Annotated in this window: 14 protein-coding genes; 8 read left to right on the plus strand and 6 right to left on the minus strand. The window is 60.0% G+C overall.

What is annotated here, in order from left to right; all coding sequences use genetic code 11:
* Positions 1-123 precede the first annotated feature (123 nt).
* The 3 genes from aauS to VNV36_RS09780 are packed head-to-tail and all read left to right on the plus strand — an operon-like array spanning position 124 to position 3685.
* Entirely contained in the window at positions 124-2025 is a 1902-nt protein-coding gene (gene aauS, locus VNV36_RS09770) for a two-component sensor histidine kinase AauS (RefSeq protein WP_325717580.1), read from the plus strand.
* A 44-nt stretch (positions 2026-2069) separates the two neighbouring features.
* A complete protein-coding gene (aauR, locus tag VNV36_RS09775; RefSeq protein WP_325717712.1) occupies positions 2070-3347 on the plus strand; it encodes a two-component response regulator AauR in 1278 nt (425 codons plus the stop codon).
* Positions 3347-3685, plus strand: coding sequence for a GlpM family protein (locus tag VNV36_RS09780; protein WP_325717581.1), 339 nt, complete (start codon positions 3347-3349; stop codon positions 3683-3685). The genes aauR and VNV36_RS09780 overlap by 1 nt, the downstream gene beginning before the upstream one ends.
* A gap of 32 nt (positions 3686-3717) precedes the next feature.
* Here the strand turns inward: VNV36_RS09780 and VNV36_RS09785 are convergent, their stop codons facing one another.
* Both VNV36_RS09785 and VNV36_RS09790 read right to left on the minus strand, forming a co-directional pair.
* Complete coding sequence (locus tag VNV36_RS09785; protein WP_325717582.1) at positions 3718-4197, minus strand: hypothetical protein; 480 nt, start codon at positions 4195-4197, stop codon at positions 3718-3720.
* Positions 4198-4408: 211 nt separating this feature from the next.
* The gene (locus VNV36_RS09790; protein ID WP_325717583.1) at positions 4409-5443 is read right to left on the minus strand and encodes an alpha/beta fold hydrolase; all 1035 of its coding nucleotides are present in this window, start codon (positions 5441-5443) and stop codon (positions 4409-4411) included.
* Between the two features lie 275 nt (positions 5444-5718).
* Between VNV36_RS09790 and VNV36_RS09795 the strand changes: the two genes are divergently transcribed.
* A complete protein-coding gene (locus tag VNV36_RS09795; RefSeq protein WP_325717584.1) occupies positions 5719-11214 on the plus strand; it encodes a dermonecrotic toxin domain-containing protein in 5496 nt (1831 codons plus the stop codon).
* Positions 11215-11367: 153 nt separating this feature from the next.
* Positions 11368-12285 carry a transcriptional regulator MetR gene (gene metR, locus VNV36_RS09800; protein ID WP_325717585.1) on the plus strand — a complete coding sequence of 306 codons (918 nt, stop codon included), beginning with the start codon at positions 11368-11370 and terminating at the stop codon, positions 12283-12285.
* A 129-nt stretch (positions 12286-12414) separates the two neighbouring features.
* Here the strand turns inward: metR and VNV36_RS09805 are convergent, their stop codons facing one another.
* The 4 genes from VNV36_RS09805 to nosR all read right to left on the minus strand — a co-directional run bounded on the left by VNV36_RS09805 (position 12415) and on the right by nosR (position 15432).
* A complete protein-coding gene (locus tag VNV36_RS09805; protein ID WP_325717586.1) occupies positions 12415-12912 on the minus strand; it encodes a GNAT family N-acetyltransferase in 498 nt (165 codons plus the stop codon).
* A 1-nt stretch (position 12913) separates the two neighbouring features.
* Positions 12914-13552, minus strand: coding sequence for a LysE family translocator (locus tag VNV36_RS09810; RefSeq protein WP_325717587.1), 639 nt, complete (start codon positions 13550-13552; stop codon positions 12914-12916).
* A 23-nt stretch (positions 13553-13575) separates the two neighbouring features.
* Positions 13576-14010, minus strand: coding sequence for an NUDIX hydrolase (locus VNV36_RS09815; RefSeq protein ID WP_325717588.1), 435 nt, complete (start codon positions 14008-14010; stop codon positions 13576-13578).
* Between the two features lie 63 nt (positions 14011-14073).
* Positions 14074-15432 carry a response regulator c-di-GMP phosphodiesterase, NosR family gene (gene nosR, locus VNV36_RS09820; protein ID WP_325717589.1) on the minus strand — a complete coding sequence of 453 codons (1359 nt, stop codon included), beginning with the start codon at positions 15430-15432 and terminating at the stop codon, positions 14074-14076.
* A 313-nt stretch (positions 15433-15745) separates the two neighbouring features.
* Between nosR and VNV36_RS09825 the strand changes: the two genes are divergently transcribed.
* From VNV36_RS09825 to VNV36_RS09835, 3 genes are read left to right on the plus strand one after another with little or no spacing between them, the layout of a single operon-like run.
* Complete coding sequence (locus VNV36_RS09825) at positions 15746-16699, plus strand: cytochrome-c peroxidase (RefSeq protein ID WP_325717590.1); 954 nt, start codon at positions 15746-15748, stop codon at positions 16697-16699.
* Complete coding sequence (locus VNV36_RS09830; RefSeq protein WP_325717591.1) at positions 16699-18510, plus strand: DAHL domain-containing sensor histidine kinase; 1812 nt, start codon at positions 16699-16701, stop codon at positions 18508-18510. The genes VNV36_RS09825 and VNV36_RS09830 overlap by 1 nt, the downstream gene beginning before the upstream one ends.
* Positions 18507-19910, plus strand: coding sequence for an ATP-binding protein (locus VNV36_RS09835; protein ID WP_325717592.1), 1404 nt, complete (start codon positions 18507-18509; stop codon positions 19908-19910). Before VNV36_RS09830 ends, VNV36_RS09835 begins: the two co-directional genes overlap by 4 nt.
* Positions 19911-19913 lie beyond the last annotated feature (3 nt).

A 19913-nucleotide genomic window follows, 5' to 3' on the forward strand; every position in this document is an offset into this window, starting at 1 on the left:
GCATTGAATGGATTTACGACTGCTTCGCAGCCGAGCGGGAGCAAGCTCCCTCGCCACAGGTTCCAGGCTCGACCAAACCAGTGCGTCGTCCGCGGCAGCGCTGGTTGACCCAAGGCAACTGTGATGAAATGCGACCCCAATCTCTATCGCGCAGCGCCGCCATCACTTGCCGTGAAGCCCCGTCTGATCCGCCATTTGTTCCTGCCGCCGCTGATCATCGCCCTGATGGTCGGACTGGGTTTCATCGGCTTCTGGACCAGTGAACATTTCGGCATCCGCAGCCTCGGCGAGAACGGCCAGCGTCAGCTGGAACTGCACGCCCGCGCGGTCGAAAGCGAAATCAGCAAATACACCTACCTGCCCAGTCTGCTGGAGCTCGAAACGAGTGTGCCGCAGTTGCTGGCCGACCCGACGCCGGAACATCGGCAGACGGTCAACGATTACCTCGAAGGCCTGAACCGCCGCAGCCGCAGCCGGGCCATTTACGTAATGGACACCACCGGCCGGGTCATGGCCACCAGCAATTGGCGCGACGTCGACAGTTATCTGGGTGAAGACCTGTCCTTCCGCGCCTATTTCAAGGATGCCGTGCGCGGCCAGCCCGGGCGTTTCTACGGCATCGGCAGCACCAACGGCGAGCCCGGTTATTACCTCGCTCACGGTCTCGAAGAGCATGGCAAGATCATCGGCGTCGCGGTGGTCAAGGTGCGTCTGGAAGCCATGGAAGAGCGCTGGCAGCGCGCGCGTCTGGAAGCGTTCGTCAGCGATGAGAACGGCATCATCATTCTTTCCAGCGACCCGGCCCGGCGCCTGAAATCGGTGATTCCGCTGAGCGACGAGGTCAAGGAAAAACTCGCCCGCAGCCTGCAGTATTACTGGTTCCCGCTCAACGAACTGCAACCGCTGGCCCGCGAGACGCTGGCCGAAGGCGTCGAGAAACTGACCTTCCCGGCCAACAGCGAACTGCAGCCTGGCGAGGACGACATCAGTTACCTGGCGCAAACCCGGCCGCTGAGCGACACACCGTGGAATTTCACCCTGCTGACACCGCTGCAGGATCTGCGCCGCGAAGCGATCAACCAGGGGATTCTGGTGGCAGTGGCGTTTGCCCTGTTTGCCTTCCTGCTGATCGCCTGGAACGAGCGGCGCAAAGTCCTCGCCACCCGCCTGGCCGCTCGCGAAGCGTTGCAGCAAGCCAATAGCCAACTGGAGCGTCGGATTACCGAACGCACCGCCGATCTGCGCGCCAGCAACGAACGACTCAAGAGTCAGATTCGCGAGCGCCGCCAGGCTGAAGAAACCTTGCGCCGCGCCCAGGATGAACTGGTGCAGGCCGGCAAGCTCGCGGCGATAGGGCAGATGTCGACCAGCATCGCCCACGAATTGAACCAGCCGCTGGCGGCGATGCGCACGCTGTCGGGCAACACCGTGCGCTTTCTCGAGCGCGGGCAGCTCGACGTCGCCAGCACCAACCTCAAGACCATCAACGACCTGATCGACCGCATGGGCCGGATCACTGCCAGCCTGCGTTCGTTCGCCCGGCGCGGTGACAACAAGGGCCAGGCCAGTCTCGGCAAAGCCGTCGACGCCGCGCTGCAAGTGCTTGGCGCGCGTCTGGAAAACACCACGTTGCAGATTCACCGGCAGTTTGCCGACGTGCAGTTGCAGATCGATCAAACCCGCCTCGAACAGATACTGGTCAACCTGATCGGCAACGCCCTCGACGCCATGCAGGCACAACCGCAGCCGCAGCTGTGGCTCGAAGGTGAAGAATTCAACGGCAAGTATCGCTTGCGTGTGCGCGACAACGGCCACGGCATCGACGCCGAAGCGCGCAAGCATCTGTTCGAACCGTTCTTCACTACCAAACCCGGCGAGCAGGGCCTGGGACTGGGCCTGACCCTGTCCGCCAGCCTCGCCGCCGCCACTGGCGGGCATTTGGGTGTCGAACACCCGGCCGGCGGTGGCACCACCTTCGTCCTCAGTTTACCGTTGGTAAGCCCTACTCCTGCCGAGCCAATATGAACAACGACCTTAGTGTGCTGATCGTCGAAGACGACCCCCATGTGTTGCTCGGCTGCCAACAGGCGCTGACCCTCGAAGACATTCCCTGCATCGGCGTCGGCAGTGCCGAAGAAGCGCTGGAGCGTGTCGGCGACAACTTTGCCGGCATCGTCATCAGCGACATTCGCCTGCCGGGCATCGATGGCCTGGAACTGCTGAGCCGTCTCAAGCAACGCGACCGCAGCCTGCCGGTGGTGCTGATCACCGGCCACGGCGACATCTCCATGGCCGTCGGCGCGATGCAGAAAGGCGCTTACGACTTCATGGAAAAACCGTTCTCGCCGGAGCGCCTGGTGGACGTTGCGCGACGCGCGCTGGAGCAACGCAGCCTCGCCCGCGAGGTGTCCTCGTTGCGTCGGCAACTGGCTGAACGCGACTCTCTTGAAGGGCGGATCATCGGCCGTTCACCGGCGATGCAGAACCTGCGCGAGCTGATCGCCAACGTTGCCGACACCTCCGCCAACGTGTTGATCGAAGGCGAGACCGGTACCGGCAAGGAACTGGTCGCCCGCTGCCTGCACGATTTCAGTCGCCGCCACAGCAAACAGTTCGTCGCGCTGAATTGCGGCGGTCTGCCGGAAAACCTGTTCGAGAGCGAGATCTTCGGCCACGAAGCCAATGCCTTCACCGGCGCCGGCAAACGCCGGATCGGCAAGATCGAACACGCCGACGGCGGCACGCTGTTCCTCGACGAAGTGGAAAGCATGCCGCTGCCGTTGCAAATCAAATTGCTGCGCGTACTGCAGGAACGCACCCTCGAACGCCTCGGTTCGAACCAGAGCGTGGCGGTGGATTGCCGGGTGATCGCGGCGACCAAATCCGACCTCGACGAAGCGAGCAAGGCCGGGGCATTTCGCAGCGACTTGTACTATCGCCTCAACGTAGTGACCCTGGAATTGCCACCACTGCGCGAACGCCGCGAGGACATCCTGCAACTGTTCGAACACTTCACCCAGCAATCGGCGCTGCGCTTCGACCGCGCGCTGCCGGAACTGGACAACCAGACCCTGTCGAAGCTGATGAGCCACGACTGGCCGGGCAATGTGCGCGAACTGCGCAACGTCGCCGAACGCTTCGCCCTCGGCCTGCCGGCCTTCAAGAAATCCGGCGCCAGCGCCGGCCAGGGTCTGGCGTTTGCCGAAGCGGTGGAAGCCTTCGAACGCAACCTGCTCAGCGACGCCTTGCACCGCAGCGGCGGCAACCTGACCCAGGCCAGTCAGGAACTGGGCATGGCGAAAACCACCCTGTTCGACAAAGTCAAAAAATACGGGTTGAGCCACTGATGGATCTATTACTGAAGGCTGCACTCGGCGCCGCCGTGGTCGTGATTCTGGCGGCGCTGGCCAAGACAAAAAACTATTACATTGCAGGTTTGGTGCCGCTGTTTCCGACCTTTGCCTTGATCGCGCATTACATCGTCGGCAAGGGGCGTTCGATTGACGATTTGAAGACCACCATCGTGTTCGGGATGTGGTCGATCATTCCGTACTTTGTGTATCTGGCGACGTTGTATGTGATGGTCGATCGAATGCGCCTGGAGGCTTCGCTAGCGGTGGCGGCGGTGGCGTGGTTGATGGCGGCTACGGTGCTTGTCACGGTCTGGGTGCGTATCCATGCATGACCTGCACACAATCCACTTCAAGCCGGTGAAAATCATTTTTTGCAGGGCTCAAGATCGTTAATCGAACGTTTCACCGTTAATACGCCATCACAATTAAAGTAACCTCTCACAGTATTGATGTGCACTGTCAGGTTTTCATAGATCACAGAAGTCCTTACATGAATGGATGAAGCGTCGCCCTTTGATTCCGTCGAATATTCATCGTTTGGTGAGGTGTTCACCCTCGGGCACGTAATACTTGTAAACGTGCATTCATTGTTAGGACCATCCATGATGGCAGATGAGATACAGCTATGGTTCGCGCTATTTTCTTTCCAGGCTGTCATACAAGGTGTATCGGGTTTTGGATTTCGACTTTTCGCCCACTCGGCGACTTTTGCCTCTTCCTCTGCTCTCTCTTTGTCGATAGCGTCAAAAGCGTCATCATATTGATCTGCCTTTACAGACTCGGCATTAAGAGAAAGCATGGCAAAAAATGCGGCTGCAACAAGACCTTGGCGTAAACGTATCATTTTCCATTCTCCCTATAGTTGTCCCGCTTCGCGAGACCATTGGCCGAGAATATTTTAATGATGCCAATTAAGCCACTGTCAGAAATTACAGTCGGACATACCGATTCAGAATAGCGAAGAAACTTCTTACTTCATTTCCTCTAATAGTTCTCGCACCACGCAGCACACTACCAAGGGATTAACTTTTCCCGGTATTTTCAATGCATCATTATTACAAAAGGCTTGTTCCCGCCACCGGCTCAATCTGCGCCCAATGCGAAGTGTCTTCACGATGCGCCTGCAAATACGGCAGGACCGCCGCCAGCAACGGCTCCTTGAACGCCTCCTGAAACCGATGCGCCAGTCCCGGAATCAGTTTCAACTGACTGCCCTGAATGTGCGCCGCCAGGTGCACACCGTGCATCACCGGCAGCAGCGGATCAGCCGTGCCGTGCACCACCAGCGTCGGCACGCGCAGTTGATTGAGCAACGCCACGCGACTGGGCTCGGCGAGAATGGCCATGATCTGCCGCTTGACCCCTTCAGGGTTGAACGCACGGTCGTAGGACGCCGCCGCCTGTTGCAGCAGGGCTTGCCGATCATCAGTCACCGCCGGGCTGCCCAGCGCCGCGAGCAGATCGGCCTGTTGTTCCAGCGCCACCTCCCGGTTCGGTGCGCCCCGCCGCGACAGCAACTGCACCAGCGCCGCACTCGGAGCCGGCAAACCCTCGGCGCCGGAGGTGGTCATGATCAGGGTCAGACTCTCGACCCGCTGCGGCGCCAGGGCCGCCATGTGCTGGGCGATCATCCCGCCCATGCTTGCGCCAAGCACATGGAACTGCTCGACCTGCAGCGCCGTCATCAGACCCAGTGCGTCGTCGGCCATGTCGGTCAGACTATACGGTGCCGAGACGGGCAGGCCGAGCTTGTAGCGCAGCACTTCAAACGTCAGGTTGGCCTCTACCGGCGTTTGCCGCCAGGTCGACAGACCGACATCGCGGTTGTCATAGCGGATCACCCGAAAGCCTTGCTGACACAGCGCGACCACGACCTCATCCGGCCAATGAATCAACTGTCCGCCCAGGCCCATGACCAGCAACAATGCCGGGTCGGACGCCCGACCGATACTCTGATAAGCCAAGCTGACTTGCGGCAGATCGACATGCTCGGTCGGCACGTTCACATCGCAACGTTCCACCGCCAGCGCCGAAGCCCCGAACAAAAGCGCGGCCAACGCGGCCGCGACTGAAAGAAATCCCTTGAACATGAAAAACACCAAAACGCAGCACCCCAGTAGAGCGCGAGTCTGATGAACTTCGTGCGAGCGCGCTGCCACACTTCCATGACAGTTTGATGAAGAGTGCCGAGCGGTCGCCTGGTGGTCGCAGACGATATCTATGTACCGCCATCGCCCGCTGCGATTTCTCTTGAATGACCGCCAAAGGAGCGGATGCCCCGCTTCCTCCATGCGAGTCATCCGCCATGCTCGAACCGCTTGTCCTCGATTTGCCGCCCTCTGCGCCAGAAATCCTGGCGCCCTCCATGCCCCTGCCAAAAACCATCGATCACAGTTTGCTGCAACAGGCCAACGAACGCTGGCGCGACAGCAGCGAAGGCTTGCGCGAACTGTTTGCCGCCAGCCCGGCACTGCGCGATACGATCAACAGATTGCTGCGCCAACAGCTGCAACTCGATGGCGAAAAGAGCGCGCTGCGCTTCGCCGCCACCGGTACCCGACCAGAGCAACTTGTCAGCCTCACCGACGCTTGCGCCTTTGTCGTGCAACAGCCGACGCTGGAAAGCGACCTCGATCAGCGCTGCCAGATCACAGGTCTGACGCGCGATCACCCGCTGTACGCCTTGAAGCCGCTGCAACTGCTGGGAAAACTCCAGGCGCTCGATCCACAACAGGCGCATGCCACGGCCTGGGCACAATTCTGGGAAGGTCGTGCGCCGCGTACTCCGGTCACCCGGCGCACACGCGCAACGCAGCTTTATCGCCGACATTTCGAAGCAACTGTTGATGCGGCTTTCGCCCGGCAGACGATCAACGCTGAGCAGCTTGAAATTCTGCGTCAGGTCATCGATTCGGGTTCCGCTGCGCTGAGTTTCAAAGGGCAAGCCCTGCACACCGAGAAACCGGCACTGGTGCTGAGCAATCAGAGCAAGGTCAAACTGCCGGGCGCATGGGTCATCAGCGTCGGCGATCGCGCCAGCCCGCTGTTGTATCTGCCTTGCCGCCCCGAATGCATTCGGGCTTTCGACAACCGCGGGCAACTGGAAACCTGGCTGGCCGGCGCGGTGCAGATTCCCACAGGGCTGCCCCGCAAGATCCTGCGCTTCGATTACACCGCAGCCACAGCGCCGATGATCACCGGCGCAAGCGATTTGTTTGCCGACCGGCATCATGCCCAAATCGCCGCGTTGCGAAACACCAACAGAGGCAAATCCGGCTTGAGGGAACATGCCGGGCAAGCGCTGGTGCATGTCGAGCTGATCGACCTTCAACGCAGCAGCGCATCCATCGTCGCGGCGCCGGCGAAACCAGCCGCCGCCACGGACGCTGTCGATAGTGACGAACCGCCCTTGTTCGGCAGCCTGCACGCCGGCATCCCGCTGGCCGTGCGGCATGCCGCGCTCAAACGCGAACGCGAGGCACTCGAACGTTTGCTTGCCGATGGCCGTGAGGCCGACGGCTACAAGCAATGCCAAGACGCGCTGGCTGCCCAGGATCGCGCCGAACAAGCCTGCGAGAGCGCCGCCAGATCTCTGCTTTACCGCGAGCACGTGATTGATGCGCAAACCTTTAATTCGACCTTTACCGCCATTTATCAGGCGCACAAGGACGGTTTGCGGGCCGAGGCCAGCCTGCAAGCGTTGCTGGGGCTGATCGACCGCCGCGAAAACGACCTGCTCACGGCGGTGCTGGATACCCCGCTCGCCGCTGAACGCGATGCTGACTGCGGCGCCGCCAGTCTGAGCTTGTCACTCAGCGCAAGCGCGAACGCAGTAACCACCGTACAGCGTGAAACGCTCAAAGGCGCACTGGTGTTCAGCCGCCGCACCACGCCGGCGAACGATGCGCCCGACTCGAGCCTGTTGCTCTATTGCCCTGGCGCCGGAGGCGGTCTGCAGCGCTTTGCCGATCACCGGACACTGGCCCGTGAAGTGTTCAAGATCCACGAACTCGACAGCCAAGCGAGCGTACAACTGAATAAACTCGCGAATGATCCGCTGCATTATTGCCTCGATGAGCTGATTTCCGACTTCGAAACGAAAGCCGCCGGTTTGCGCGGTAAACCCGAGCAGGCCGACGCTCTGGAAACCCTGCGCCTGGTCACCCTGACGGCGCTGCAGGTTCCCGTTCACGCCGCGCGCCGCCTGTGTTTCCATCACATGCAGGAGCAGGAGCGCAGTGGCACGCTCGCCACCAACCTTCCGCACTGGCTGGTCCATCTGGAAAAAAGCCAGCGAATCGAGCTCAAGCAGCACATCGAGGCCTACATCCAGGCGATGCGCAACAGTCACAAGCTGATGACGCTGGCGCTGGAGCCCCGTGACGATTTCACTCGCAAACATTTGCACGCTCGATTGCGCAAGGATTTCGCCATCGAGGGGGATTTTTCCGTGCAGGTCGAACTGCCCGATTCGACTAAAACCGAGACCATCGTGGAGCCAACTCCCACCGGACCACGCCGCAAGACCGTCATAGTGCCCGGCGCCACGCGCAGCAAAATGTCGCTCGAAGACCTTGCCCAGCTCAATGTCGACAACGTTCCGTCCATTCTCAATGACGCACTGTCACAACGCCTGGTGTTCATGCGCCTGGAGATCAGCGCAACGCTGCCCAGAGATCGCATTCGCCTGCTCAATGGCGTCAACCTGACCTGGCTGCGCAAGGTTCTGCCGGAGCTGGATCTGCCCAAGGCCTATGAGCAAAAGATCTACGCAGCATTCAATGGATCGGCCAGCGAACCACGCTTCGTCCGCGAACACCGGCGCGAAAGCCTGATCGAGCCCTGGCGTTTGCTGCTCAAGATCCAGAGTGAAAACGCCAGACTGCAAAAACACATCAGTGCTGGCGAGTCGCAGGTGCTGAACATCGCCATCGACGCCAACACGCCCGAGGTCTGGCTGAGCCATGGCAAGCGCATCGTGCTGCTGCCGGTGTCGCTGAAATCAGGCGGCAAGGACACGCCGCACCAAGGCCCGGTCACCTTGTCGGGTGTGACGCTCATCGAAGAACAGGTCAGCGGCGTCACCCTGCTGTATTTGCCGCAAAGCCCGGATGGTCAGTTCATACGCCGCTATGCCAGCCGCGAAGCCGCACGCAGGGGTTTGTTCACCTTATGCAGCACTGATAAATGGAGCGAGTATCTCGCGGGCCGGGCCCTGCAGGGCGATGTGAGGGCCCACGTCAGCCGCATCGGTCAGGCAGTGCAGAAAAACTTCGACGCCATGATCCAGATCGGCATTCCCTGGCCGGCGAGCACTTCGCTGGCCGCCCATCTGCTCGATGCGCACATGGGCCGCTTGATCGAAGCGCATCGCGGCACGTCGCGCTCCAACGATGAGCTGTTCTTCGAACGTTACGCTTTGAAAGGCCCGCGCGCCTTTAACTATATAAAAATGGCCATGGGCATGCTGCCCTTCGTCGGCACCGTGCTGGCGCTGTATGACGCCTGGAATGCAGCCAATCAGGCCGTGGCGGCGTTTTTGCGCGGAGAGGTGGCCGAAGGCCTGGCAGAAATCGAATCCATGTTCCTGTCGTTGATCGATGCGTTCATGGATCTGTTGCCGGGCGAAGCGGCGGCCTCGACCCTCGCGCGTACTACCCGCGCGCTGACCCGCACCCGCCAGCTGCGCACGCTGCTCGGCAACGTCGCGGCGCTGCATGGCCGGACGCAACGCAATGCCAGGCAGGTGTTGGCGCGTTTTCAGGGTTACGACTATGAAAAGCCATTATCGCTGAGCGGTATGGAGCCTGGCGGCCACGGGCTTTACCGAGGCATTTACAAGCATGCCGACGGTGATTTCATCGTTCGTCAGGGGCGCATCTATCAAGTGGAACTGAACCAGGACTCGCGCATCTGGCGCTTGTCCGGTAACTCCCGCAGGACTTACAAGCAACCGGTTGCCCTGGATGAAACCGGTCAGTGGGATACCTGGTTCGGCGTCTATGGAACCGCGTTCGATGGCGGCCTGGTCGGCGGCGGCAATATTCAAGGGCGTCTGGCCGATACGCTGGATCCGTACTGGCCACCAGCGATCCGCCAATATCTGCCGCGCTGGTGGGCTGAGCGCACCTTTCGTCGCCATCAGCAGCTGACATTGGAGACGGAACGTCTGGCTTATGTCCTTGACAGCAAGCTCGAGGCGCACAAGGCGGCGATGCTGGCTTTCGCGAACGCCAGCCCCGCCGACCAGCGCGCCCTGTTGCCGGCAGCGCAAACCGCGTGCCTGGAAGATATCCGCCTGTTTGCTCAACGTTATCAAGCCCTGGAGGAATTGAAGCTGCTCACCAGTGGCAACAAACAACAGTCCGTGCGCCAGGTGCAAAGCTCCGTCGCAGCACAACTGACTGCGCGATACGCCTTGCGCGCCCGTCACGTGTCCGTAGACGCAAGCATGATATCGGACGACATCTTGCGCTTAAGCATGACCGTGAGCGCCCTGCCGCCGGGCACACGAACGCGAAAATTGGCGCTGCATGCAGAAATCCGCCAGTTGCAGTTGGATTATGTGAAAAAAATCGAGGAGCTGGAGGCCATCAGGAACCAGCTCAATCAATGGTACGAGCGCATTACCGTGAAATCCGACAAGACCGGCTGGTCCACGGATATCGGTCAGATCAATCGTCAACACAGTGATGCCCGCCTGCTCTATCACAAAATCCGCAGGCGCCTGGAACTGGTCATGGACAACCTCTACGACAACGATGTTTCCTGGATGTATTTCCGTGAACAGAGCGAGGATCTCTGGGACAGCGTCAGACTGGCCGTGAACACCCAGTACGACTTGCCGGATATTCAAACGATCCCCCAACAGCGCAGCCGCATGCTCCAGAACTGCCTGGACGTCTACACCCGCTTTCGACGGCACATGGCCATTTGGGTCGCCGCCTATCCAGAGCACTTCCATGCAGACGACATCGAACCGCTGCTCGACGGGCTGGAGCAGTTCGCCAGCCGCGCCCGCAAAGGCATTATCGATCCGCCTCAACCGAAAAAAAGGGGCCAGCCAGTCCTGCGCGTGTTTACCAGCGTCGACGGCGAACTGATGTACGGGATCGAAAAATGGGACACCACGGCGCAGCGGCGCCTGTACGAACGCAAGCTCAGGGAAGGCGAAGTGCAAACCTGGGAACCAGGAAGCGATGGTTATGCACGGCTGATCAGCACTCGCAGTCAGCTTGCCCGCCCTGCTCCGCCCCAGGTGAGTCTTGCCGCACTGGTCAACTTCGCCCGACAGAGTCTGGACAAGGTGCCCGCCTATCGGGCCAACGTACTGGGACATGCCGACCGCGGCATGCTGCCTGTTGATCTGCAACACATGATGGATACCCAGGCCAGTGAGCTCATCAGCCGGGCCGAGCGCATTGAAGCCAGATCGGCCGGGCACCCGCTTGTGCAGCAATTACGCGACAAGGCCGCTGAGTTGAAGATTGCGGGGCGAGCCCTGCGTACCGAACGTACATTGACCAGCCAGAAGCCCACTGACGGCATGCTCGACGACCTCATCGAGCAAAAGGTTGTTGAAATACGCAAAATGCAACCGATCAAATATTTGGGCAAGCGCGGCAATCGTCCCGACTATATGCAGGAGTATGAAATCTGGAATATCACTGAGGAGCCTGCACGACTGTTGTGGTATGTGCACTTTCATTACTTCAGTGCCACGCCGGTGGTCAGCCTGATTGAAACTGGCCACGTGAAACTGCCGCAACACCGGTTTCTCACCCATGCCGATGACGCGACGCTGCCGTATGCAAAGATCAGCAAACAGTCAGTGGTACTGAGGCATTTCGAAAACGTCTGAACGCTCAGCCATCGCCACCGCTGTCTGTGATGACCGTCGGTGGCAATCTGGCCGACCTGAGACAAACGCAGCCCCTCTGATCGACAAGCGCGAGATCATGAGACAAACTCAAGATAATCGTACCAGTCAAAAGTTTTCCTCATGGAGCCCTCGGTGCTTGAAATCCGTCACCTGAAAACCCTGCACGCCCTGCGTGAAGCCGACAGCCTTGTTGATGCCGCCGACCGCTTGCACCTGACGCAGTCGGCACTGTCCCACCAGTTCAAGGAGCTTGAAGAACGGCTGGGCATGGCCTTGTTCGTGCGCAAGACCAAACCGGTACGCTTCACCAGCGCCGGTTTGCGCCTGCTGCAACTGGCCGACGCCACCCTTCCATTGCTGCGTGCCGCCGAGCGCGACATCGGCCGTCTGGCCGGTGGCACTGCCGGGCGCTTGCACATGGCCATCGAGTGCCACAGCTGTTTCCAGTGGCTGATGCCGACCATCGACCAGTTTCGTGATGCCTGGCCGGAGGTCGAACTGGATCTGGCCTCGGGGTTCTCTTTTGCGCCACTGCCGGCCCTTGCCCGGGGGGATCTGGATCTGGTGGTGACCTCCGACCCTCTGGAGATCGCCGGCCTGACCTATGTGCCGCTGTTTACCTACGAGGCCATGCTCGCGGTGGCCAATCAGCACGCACTGGCGAGCAAACCGTACATCGTCCCGGAAGACTTGATCACTGAAACGCTGATCACCTACCCGGTGGAACGTGATCGTCTGGACATCTTCACCCGCTTCCTTGAACCGGCCGACATCGAGCCTGCGCAGGTGCGCACGTCGGAGCTGACGGTGATGATGATGCAACTGGTCGCCAGCGGCCGCGGTGTCTGCGGCATGCCGCACTGGGCGCTGCATGAATACAGCTCGCGCGGTTATGTGAAGGGCAAGCGGTTGGGGGAGAAAGGTTTGTTCGCGACGCTGTATGCGGCGATCCGCACCGACATGCTTGACGCGCCGTACATGCGCGATTTCCTGCTGACCGCCAAGGACACCTCGTTTTCCACCCTTGATGGGGTCAGCGCCGTACGCTGATTCTTCTGTGCGGAAGATCCCCCTGTGGGAGCGAGCCTGCTCGCGAATCGTCGTGTCAGTCGCCGAAGATGTTTGCTGATACAGCGCTTTCGCGAGCAGGCTCGCTCCCACGAGGATTGTCGTGTTGGATCAGAGCTGGCGCCACATGTGGATCTTGTCGAAATAGTCTTCGCCGACGCGCACTGCGAGTGGTTCGAGACCGTACTGAATGAAGCCGCAGCGCTGGTACAACTGGAAAGCCGCGTCGTTGCCAGCGGTAACGGTGAGTTGAACAAGTTTCAGCAGCGGGTGCCTTTGCGCTTCGGCCAAAGCGGCCTGGACCAGATCAAAGCCCAGACCATGGCGGCGAAAGTCTGCTGAAACATACAGGCCGAACAGCGTGGCTTTGTGTCGGGCCTTTTCGCGTGGTTCGAAAGCCAGGCCGACAATACCGGCCAGCGTGCCGGCGTCGAACGCCCCCAACACCACATCAAGCTTGCTGGTCAGCCGCCCTTCCCACCAGCTCAGCGGCATCACCGCCCGTTCGCGCACGCTGGAAGTGAACGCCTGCGGATGACGGTCGTAGGCTTCCAGCATCAATTGGCGATAAGCCAGGGCATGGCTGGCATCCAGCCGCTCGATCCACATCTCAGGCCGTCCGGCGCTGTTCGAGCATCAGGCGCACCGCGAGGCCGCCAAGCACCATGCCCATGAAATAACGCTGCAACGCCAGCCACGTCGGATTGCGCACGAACCACGAAGCAATGCCGGCCGCGAACAGCGCGATCAACAGGTTGACGCTGAAGCTGACGCTGATCTGCGTCAGGCCAAGGATAATGCTCTGGGTAAACACCGAGCCGTGCTCAGGGCTGATGAACTGCGGGAATACCGAGAGGTAGAACACAGCAATCTTCGGATTCAACGCACTGGTGAGAAAACCCATGGTGATCAGTTTGCGCGACGAGTCCGGCGGCAATTGCTGCGCCTCGAACGGCGAGCGGGCGCCGGGTTTCAGCGCTTGCCAGGCCAGCCATGACAGGTACAGCGCACCGGCCCACTTCAACACTTCATAGGCCATCGGCACAGCCAGAAACACTGCGGTCAGACCGGCCGCGGCGGCAAACATATGCACAAAGAACCCGCCCACCACGCCGAGCAACGAAGTGACTCCCGCCCGGCGCCCCTGACAGATCGAACGCGAGATCAGGTAGATCATGTTCGGCCCTGGCGTCAGCACCATCAGCAGTGCAGCGGCGGCAAAGATCAGCAGGTCTTCGAGCGGGATCATGGCAACGTCCTTGGCAGGGATGATCAGGCGAGCGCAGTCAGTGAACGGCGATAAAACGGCAGGATATGCTCGCGTGTCAATGGCGCCAGCTCGAGTGCCGGATCAGTGGCCGGATCGACCCAGATGGCTTCCTCGATTTCGGCTGCAGGGATCACGTCAGCGTCGATCGTCAGTTGAAAAATGTCGGCATGCACAACGAACCCCGGCTCGTTGGCGGCGGGGGCGCAAAACTGACCGAGGAACACCGCCCGCGCCGGATCGATCGCCAGCCCCAATTCTTCTTCCAGCTCGCGGGCCAGCGCGTGCACCGGCAACTCCTGGGCTTCGATCTTGCCGCCCGGTTGCATGAACGCCGTGGTGCCGCGCTTGCGCACCAGCAGGGTCTGGCCCTGAGCGTTGAGCAGCAACGCTGCGGCGATGTGTATGAGGCGAGGCGAAACGGCGGATGCAAGCGTCATGGAAGGAACGGCCCTGGGTCAAAAAGGCAAGGATCCCACGCCAGCCCCATGCCGTCATGCCTTTCATCCCTCGGCTTGCAGCAACGCCGGATCGTCTTGGGGGACTTTGACGAAAATACGATACTTGCCACCTTCCATCGCTTCGAAGGCGATCAGTTTTTCAATCAGCAGAGCACTCAATACTTTGCCGGCATTGAGCAGCAGCATGCCGTTATCGGCATTGAGGTTGCGCGCCAGGCTCATCCCTGCAACCAGCTCACGGGTAGTCAGCACCTTGACGTCCGGATCGATCAGGGTGATATCGCTGAGGAACGCGGCACATACGCTGATGAAATCCTCGACCAGTTGCGGGTCGTACAACCTGCCGCTGTATTGGCGCAGATAAAGCAGCGCCTCATCACTGTTCATCTGCCGTTCGAGTATCAGACCGCGCTGCAGCTCGACGAAGTCCACGGCCAGCTTCAGCAGCCGCGAACCAAACGGAATCGCCTCCCCCTTCAGTCGATCGGGAAAACCACTGCCATCCCAGCGCTCCTGGTGATGCAGAATCAGGCGCGCAGCGTCTTTCATCGGATCCAGGGTCATGAGCAACGATTCGCTCTGCTTCGGATAGCTGCGATAGCGCTCACGATCGGTATGGCGCAGCAGATCCGACGGGGAGGCCATCATGGTGTCGGGCCAGCTGAGTTTGCCGATGTTATACAGGGCCGCCGCCATGGCCAGGTCACGGCTGGACGCCTCATCGATGGCGTGCGCCTTGCAGTAGCCGCGCACCAGTTCGATGATCTGTCGATTGGTCTGCTTGGCAGGCGGCAAACGCAGGTTGGCCAGCAGCGAAAACACTTCCGTGCCGGTGACATAACTGTGTTTGAGTTCTTCGTACGCCAGGTCGAGCATGTCGGCAGTCTGTTGCAACTCGGCGGTACGCGCGGCGACATGCTTTTCCAGCGCGCTGTTGAGCTGCTTGAGCTGGTCGTTTTGCAGGCGCGTGAGGCGCTCCAGACGCTGGCGCTCGCGTTCGGAATGCTGATGTTCCAGGGACTGGCGCAAAATCAACAGCAACTCTTCGTCATTCCACGGCTTGCTGACATAACGGTGGATCTGCCCGTCATTGATTGCCTTGATGATGGCGTCGGGGTCGGCATAGCCAGTGAGCATGATGCGCTGGGCGGCCGGGTACTGTTGGCGAACCTGCGCCAGCAACGAGGCACCGTCCATATTGGGCATCCGCGCATCACTCATCACCAGATCCACCGGCTGCTGTGCGAGGATCTCCAGCGCCTGCGCACCGCTGGTGGCCAACAGGACATCATAGGGTTGGCCGCGCAGCAGACGGCGCAGGCTGTTGAGAATCGACTCTTCATCATCGACCAGCAGCACTTTGGGTCGGTGACCTGTCGTCGGAGTGGATTGGACTTCCATGGCATGGCCTCAGCGAAACAGTGAACGTTAATGACGCAGCGATCCGGCACCGCGCTTGTCTGCATCTGGGGAAAGGCTAGATGATTTTTCCGCCGGCCACGCAAAACTTCAGGGCCGACCCGCAGGCGAAGTCCCGAGCGGCCAACTACGCTCAACAGGGTAGTCGGGGGCAAAGTCTGGAACGGAAGTCATGGGGGAAAAGGATGTTTCTGAAAATAACGGCGACCAACACCGCAGATCGTCTGACGTGAGCACGGCGTTTGTACGCGCCGATCGCCGGGCGACGGTCTGTGGATCAGGCAGACGATCGCCCATGAACCTTCGCCGACATACGCTGGCGTTGGCACTGTGCAGCCTGTGTTGCCAGGTTCCGGCAGAACCGCTGAACGAACCACTCAAGCCCTTGCCCGAAATCGTCAGCCAGGATGCCAGGCGCGTTGCCCTCGGCCGTCAGCTGTTTCACGACGCAAGGTTGTCCGCCAACCAGTCCCTGTCCTGCGCCAGCTGCCATCAACTGGCAACCAACGGCGCCGACAACCGCGCGTTCTCCCTGGGTGTTGACGGCAACCCGGTAGCCGTCAACACGCCGACGGTATTCAATGCCAGTCTGAATTTCCGCCAGTTCTGGGATGGCCGGGTCGAAACTCTGGAGGAGCAAAGCCACATTGTCGTCACCAGCCCTCACGAAATGGGCAGCAACTGGGACACCGTTATCGCCCGCATCGCTGGCGACCCCGGTTACCGCCGCGACTTTACCGCGATCTATGCCGACGGGGTGACCCAGACCAATATCCAGCAAGCGCTGGCCGCCTTCGAGCGCACATTGCTGACGCCCGGTTCGCGTTTCGATCAGTACCTTCTGGGCCACACCGACGTCCTCAGCTACGAAGAAAAGCAAGGCTACCAACGCTTCAAGGACTACGGCTGCATCGCCTGCCATCAGGGCGTGAATATCGGCGGCAACATGTTTCAGAAGTTCGGTGTATTCGGCGACTACATCGCCGATCGCGGCAAGCCGACGGCAGCCGACCTGGGACGCTTCAATGTCACCGGCGATGAAGCCGATCGCTCGGTGTTCAAAGTACCCAGTCTGCGCAACGTCGCGTTGACCGCCCCGTACTTTCATGATGGCTCGGCGCAGACGCTCGAACAGGCGGTGGACATCATGTTCAAGTACCAGTTGGGACGCATGCCGAGCGAGGAAGACAAAACCTTGATCATCGGGTTTCTCAAGACCCTGACCGGCCAGTGGGAAGGCGCACCATGATGAAGTCCTCACGCCGGCGCAGCCTGCTGTTGCTGACCCTGGTCGCCCTGGTGCTGGCCTCGGTGCTGCTGTTTCTTTATGTGAAGTACAGCGCCGATGAAACCATGACCTACACCGAATCACGGGACCTGATTCGGCAGATCAAACAACAGGATTCACTGTGGGAAAACGAGGTTCTGAAGGCGCGGGTGGCAATCTCCCATGACTACGATCCGTTGGTGTCGCCCATGAACCAGATGAACCAGCTCTGGGCGCGCTTCGACGCTATCGAGTCCGGCCACGGACGCCACGATTCGGCGCAATGGAATCAGGCCCATCAAGGCTATTTGCAAGCGATGCGGGAGAAATCCCGTCTGGTCGAACAGTTCAAATCCCATAACGCCCTGTTGCGTAATTCACTGGCTTTTCTGCCAACGGCCGAGGACGACATTCAGCAGCAACTGGCCGACCTCGCCGATTTCGACAAATTGCAACTGCAGAACATCACCACCGATACGTATGACCTGCTGCTCAGTGCGCTGGAGTTTGCCCAGGTCACCAGCACCGACAAGGCCGCCGAAATCGAGGTGGGACTGAACAAACTGGCAGTGAATGCGCAACGCCTGCCGCAGGAATTTCAGGTCCCGATCAGAATCCTGAGCAATCACATTGCCTTGATTGCACGCGAGCAACCGGTGGTCAATCAACTGCTCGAAAGCATCGAGGCCATACCCGTGGCCGAACGTCTTGACACCATCACCACCCTGCTCGATCGCGATCAACAGCGCGCTGATCTGCTGGACCGGCAATACCACTTTTATCTGCTGGTGTTTTCCGTGCTGCTGATGTTGTCGCTGGTGTGGCTGGCGATTCGTCTGATCGGCAGTTTCGCGGAAATCAATCGGGTCAATAACGCACTGCAAACCGCCAACGACGTGCTGGAACAACGGGTGGAAGAGCGCACCCGCGAGCTGAAAAATGTTCAGAGCGAACTGCTGGCCGCCGCCCGTCAGGCCGGCATGGCGGAGATTGCCACCAACGTGCTGCATAACGTTGGCAATGTCCTCAACAGCGTGAACATTTCCACCGATCTGATTGCGCGCAAACTGCGCAGCAGCAAGACCCAGGGTATGGGCAAAGCCATGCAACTGGTCAACGAACACCCTCATGATCTCGGCGCCTTCCTCAGCGAAGACGCCAAGGGCAAATTGCTCCCGGGTTACCTCAACCAACTGGTGGGTGCCATTGCCCAGGAGCAGCAGGAAATGGTCGACGAGTTGAACCAGATGAGCAAAAGCGTCGATCACATCAAGGACATCGTCGCCACGCAACAGTCCTACGCCGGCGCCAGCAGCATGACCGAGCCGCTGTTCATTCACGAACTGCTCGAAGACGCTTTGCGCATGAACGCCGGAGCACTGACCCGGCACCACGTCACCGTGGTCAGGGAATACGGTGACGTGCCGCAAGTCATGGGCGACAAGCACCGTTTGCTGCTGATCCTGATCAACCTCATCAGCAATGCCAAATATGCCATGTCCGACCTTGGCAATCGGCAGCGCACCATGACCCTGGGCGTCAAAACCGTCGAGGACAGCTTTTTGCAAATCAGCGTCAGAGACGATGGCGAAGGCATCGCTCCGGAGAACATGACGCGAATCTTTGCCCACGGCTTCACCACCCGCAAGGAAGGTCACGGCTTCGGGTTGCACAGTTGTGCCCTGGCCGCCATCGAGATGAACGGGCACCTTACCGCGCACAGTGACGGGCCAGGCACGGGCGCGCTGTTCACCTTGCAAATCCCGCTGATTACCGTAACGGAGAACGCATGAGCGAGCCGTCGAACCGCCGTATCCTGCTGATCGACGACATGCCGTCGATCCATGAGGACTTTCGCAAGATTCTGACCCCGGCCACCGCGCAGTCTGCAGAACTCGATGAGATGGAGGCCGCGCTGTTCGGCGCTCAGGTGCTGCCCGAGCGCCCCCTGTTCGAGCTGGACTCGGCCTATGGTGGCGAGGAAGGCCTGGGCAAACTGATTCAAGCACTGCAGGCACAACGGCCGTACGCACTGGCGTTCGTCGATATGCGCATGCCCGATGGCTGGGACGGGGCAAAGACCATCGAACACCTGTGGCAGCACGACCCGAAATTGCAAGTGGTGGTCTGTACCGCCTATTCGGACTATTCCTGGGACGAACTGCTCAACCGCCTGCAAGCTCATGACCGCTTGCTGATCCTGAAAAAGCCGTTCGACAACATCGAAGTCCAACAAATGGCCAACACGCTGCTGACCAAATGGCAGATGACAGAAAAAGCCTCACTGCAAATGCATCATCTGGAACACTTGGTGGATCGCCGCACGGCCCAGTTCAAGCAGGCCAGCGAAGCACTGCAAAGAGAAATCGACGAGCGCAAGCAATTGGAAAGTCAGCTTGTACAGTCGGAAAAACTCGCCTCACTGGGCCAACTGGCGGCCGGCGTGGCCCATGAAATCAACAACCCGATCGGGTTCATCTCCTCCAACCTCGGCACCCTGGACGGCTACTTCAAACAATTGCTGAGTCTGCGCGATGCCTGCCAGACACTCGGGCAGGCCCTGGACGGCGAATCCGCTGCGCGCCTTGAGCAATTGTGCAAAGACGTCGATCTGGATTTTCTCCTCGAAGACATCCCGGTGCTGATCCGCGAATCCAAGGACGGCATCGGCCGGGTCGGGCAGATCGTCAAAGACCTCAAGGATTTCTCCCGGGTCGACAGCAATCAGCAATGGCAGTGGGCCAATCTGCAGCAAGGCATAGAGTCGACCCTGAACATCGTCGCCAGCGAACTGAAGTACAAGGCTGACCTGATCAAGGAGTATCAGCCATTGCCGGATATCGAGTGCCTGCCGTCACAAATCAATCAGGTGATCATGAACCTGGTGGTCAATGCCGCTCAGGCCATGGGCCCTGAGCGCGGCACCATCACCTTGCGCATCGGGCAACAACAGGAAACCGCCTGGGTGGAGGTTGCCGATACCGGCGCGGGGATTGCGCCGGACATCCTGCAGAAAATCTTCGATCCGTTTTTCACCACCAAACCGGTCGGCCAGGGCACCGGGCTTGGTCTGTCCCTGTCTTACGGCATCGTTAAAAAACACGGTGGAGAGATTTCGGTACGCAGCGAGCCGGGAGTGGGCACGACCTTTCGCGTCGAGCTACCGATGCGTCAGAACCGGCCCGCTGCCTGAAGC

The organism is Pseudomonas sp. (genome assembly GCF_035554175.1).
Lineage (GTDB): Bacteria > Pseudomonadota > Gammaproteobacteria > Pseudomonadales > Pseudomonadaceae > Aquipseudomonas.

What these genes read in the sequence shown, in the direction of transcription:
- aauS (WP_325717580.1), top strand. Translation starts at nt 124, where the DNA reads ATGAAATGCGACCCCAATCTCTATCGCGCAGCGCCGCCATCACTTGCC.
- VNV36_RS09780 (WP_325717581.1), top strand. Translation starts at nt 3,347, where the DNA reads ATGGATCTATTACTGAAGGCTGCACTCGGCGCCGCCGTGGTCGTGATT.
- VNV36_RS09785 (WP_325717582.1), bottom strand. Translation starts at nt 4,197, where the DNA reads ATGATACGTTTACGCCAAGGTCTTGTTGCAGCCGCATTTTTTGCCATG.
- VNV36_RS09790 (WP_325717583.1), bottom strand. Translation starts at nt 5,443, where the DNA reads ATGTTCAAGGGATTTCTTTCAGTCGCGGCCGCGTTGGCCGCGCTTTTG.
- VNV36_RS09795 (WP_325717584.1), top strand. Translation starts at nt 5,719, where the DNA reads ATGCCCCTGCCAAAAACCATCGATCACAGTTTGCTGCAACAGGCCAAC.
- VNV36_RS09805 (WP_325717586.1), bottom strand. Translation starts at nt 12,912, where the DNA reads ATGTGGATCGAGCGGCTGGATGCCAGCCATGCCCTGGCTTATCGCCAA.
- VNV36_RS09810 (WP_325717587.1), bottom strand. Translation starts at nt 13,552, where the DNA reads ATGATCCCGCTCGAAGACCTGCTGATCTTTGCCGCCGCTGCACTGCTG.
- VNV36_RS09815 (WP_325717588.1), bottom strand. Translation starts at nt 14,010, where the DNA reads ATGACGCTTGCATCCGCCGTTTCGCCTCGCCTCATACACATCGCCGCA.
- nosR (WP_325717589.1), bottom strand. Translation starts at nt 15,432, where the DNA reads ATGGAAGTCCAATCCACTCCGACGACAGGTCACCGACCCAAAGTGCTG.
- VNV36_RS09825 (WP_325717590.1), top strand. Translation starts at nt 15,746, where the DNA reads ATGAACCTTCGCCGACATACGCTGGCGTTGGCACTGTGCAGCCTGTGT.
- VNV36_RS09830 (WP_325717591.1), top strand. Translation starts at nt 16,699, where the DNA reads ATGAAGTCCTCACGCCGGCGCAGCCTGCTGTTGCTGACCCTGGTCGCC.
- VNV36_RS09835 (WP_325717592.1), top strand. Translation starts at nt 18,507, where the DNA reads ATGAGCGAGCCGTCGAACCGCCGTATCCTGCTGATCGACGACATGCCG.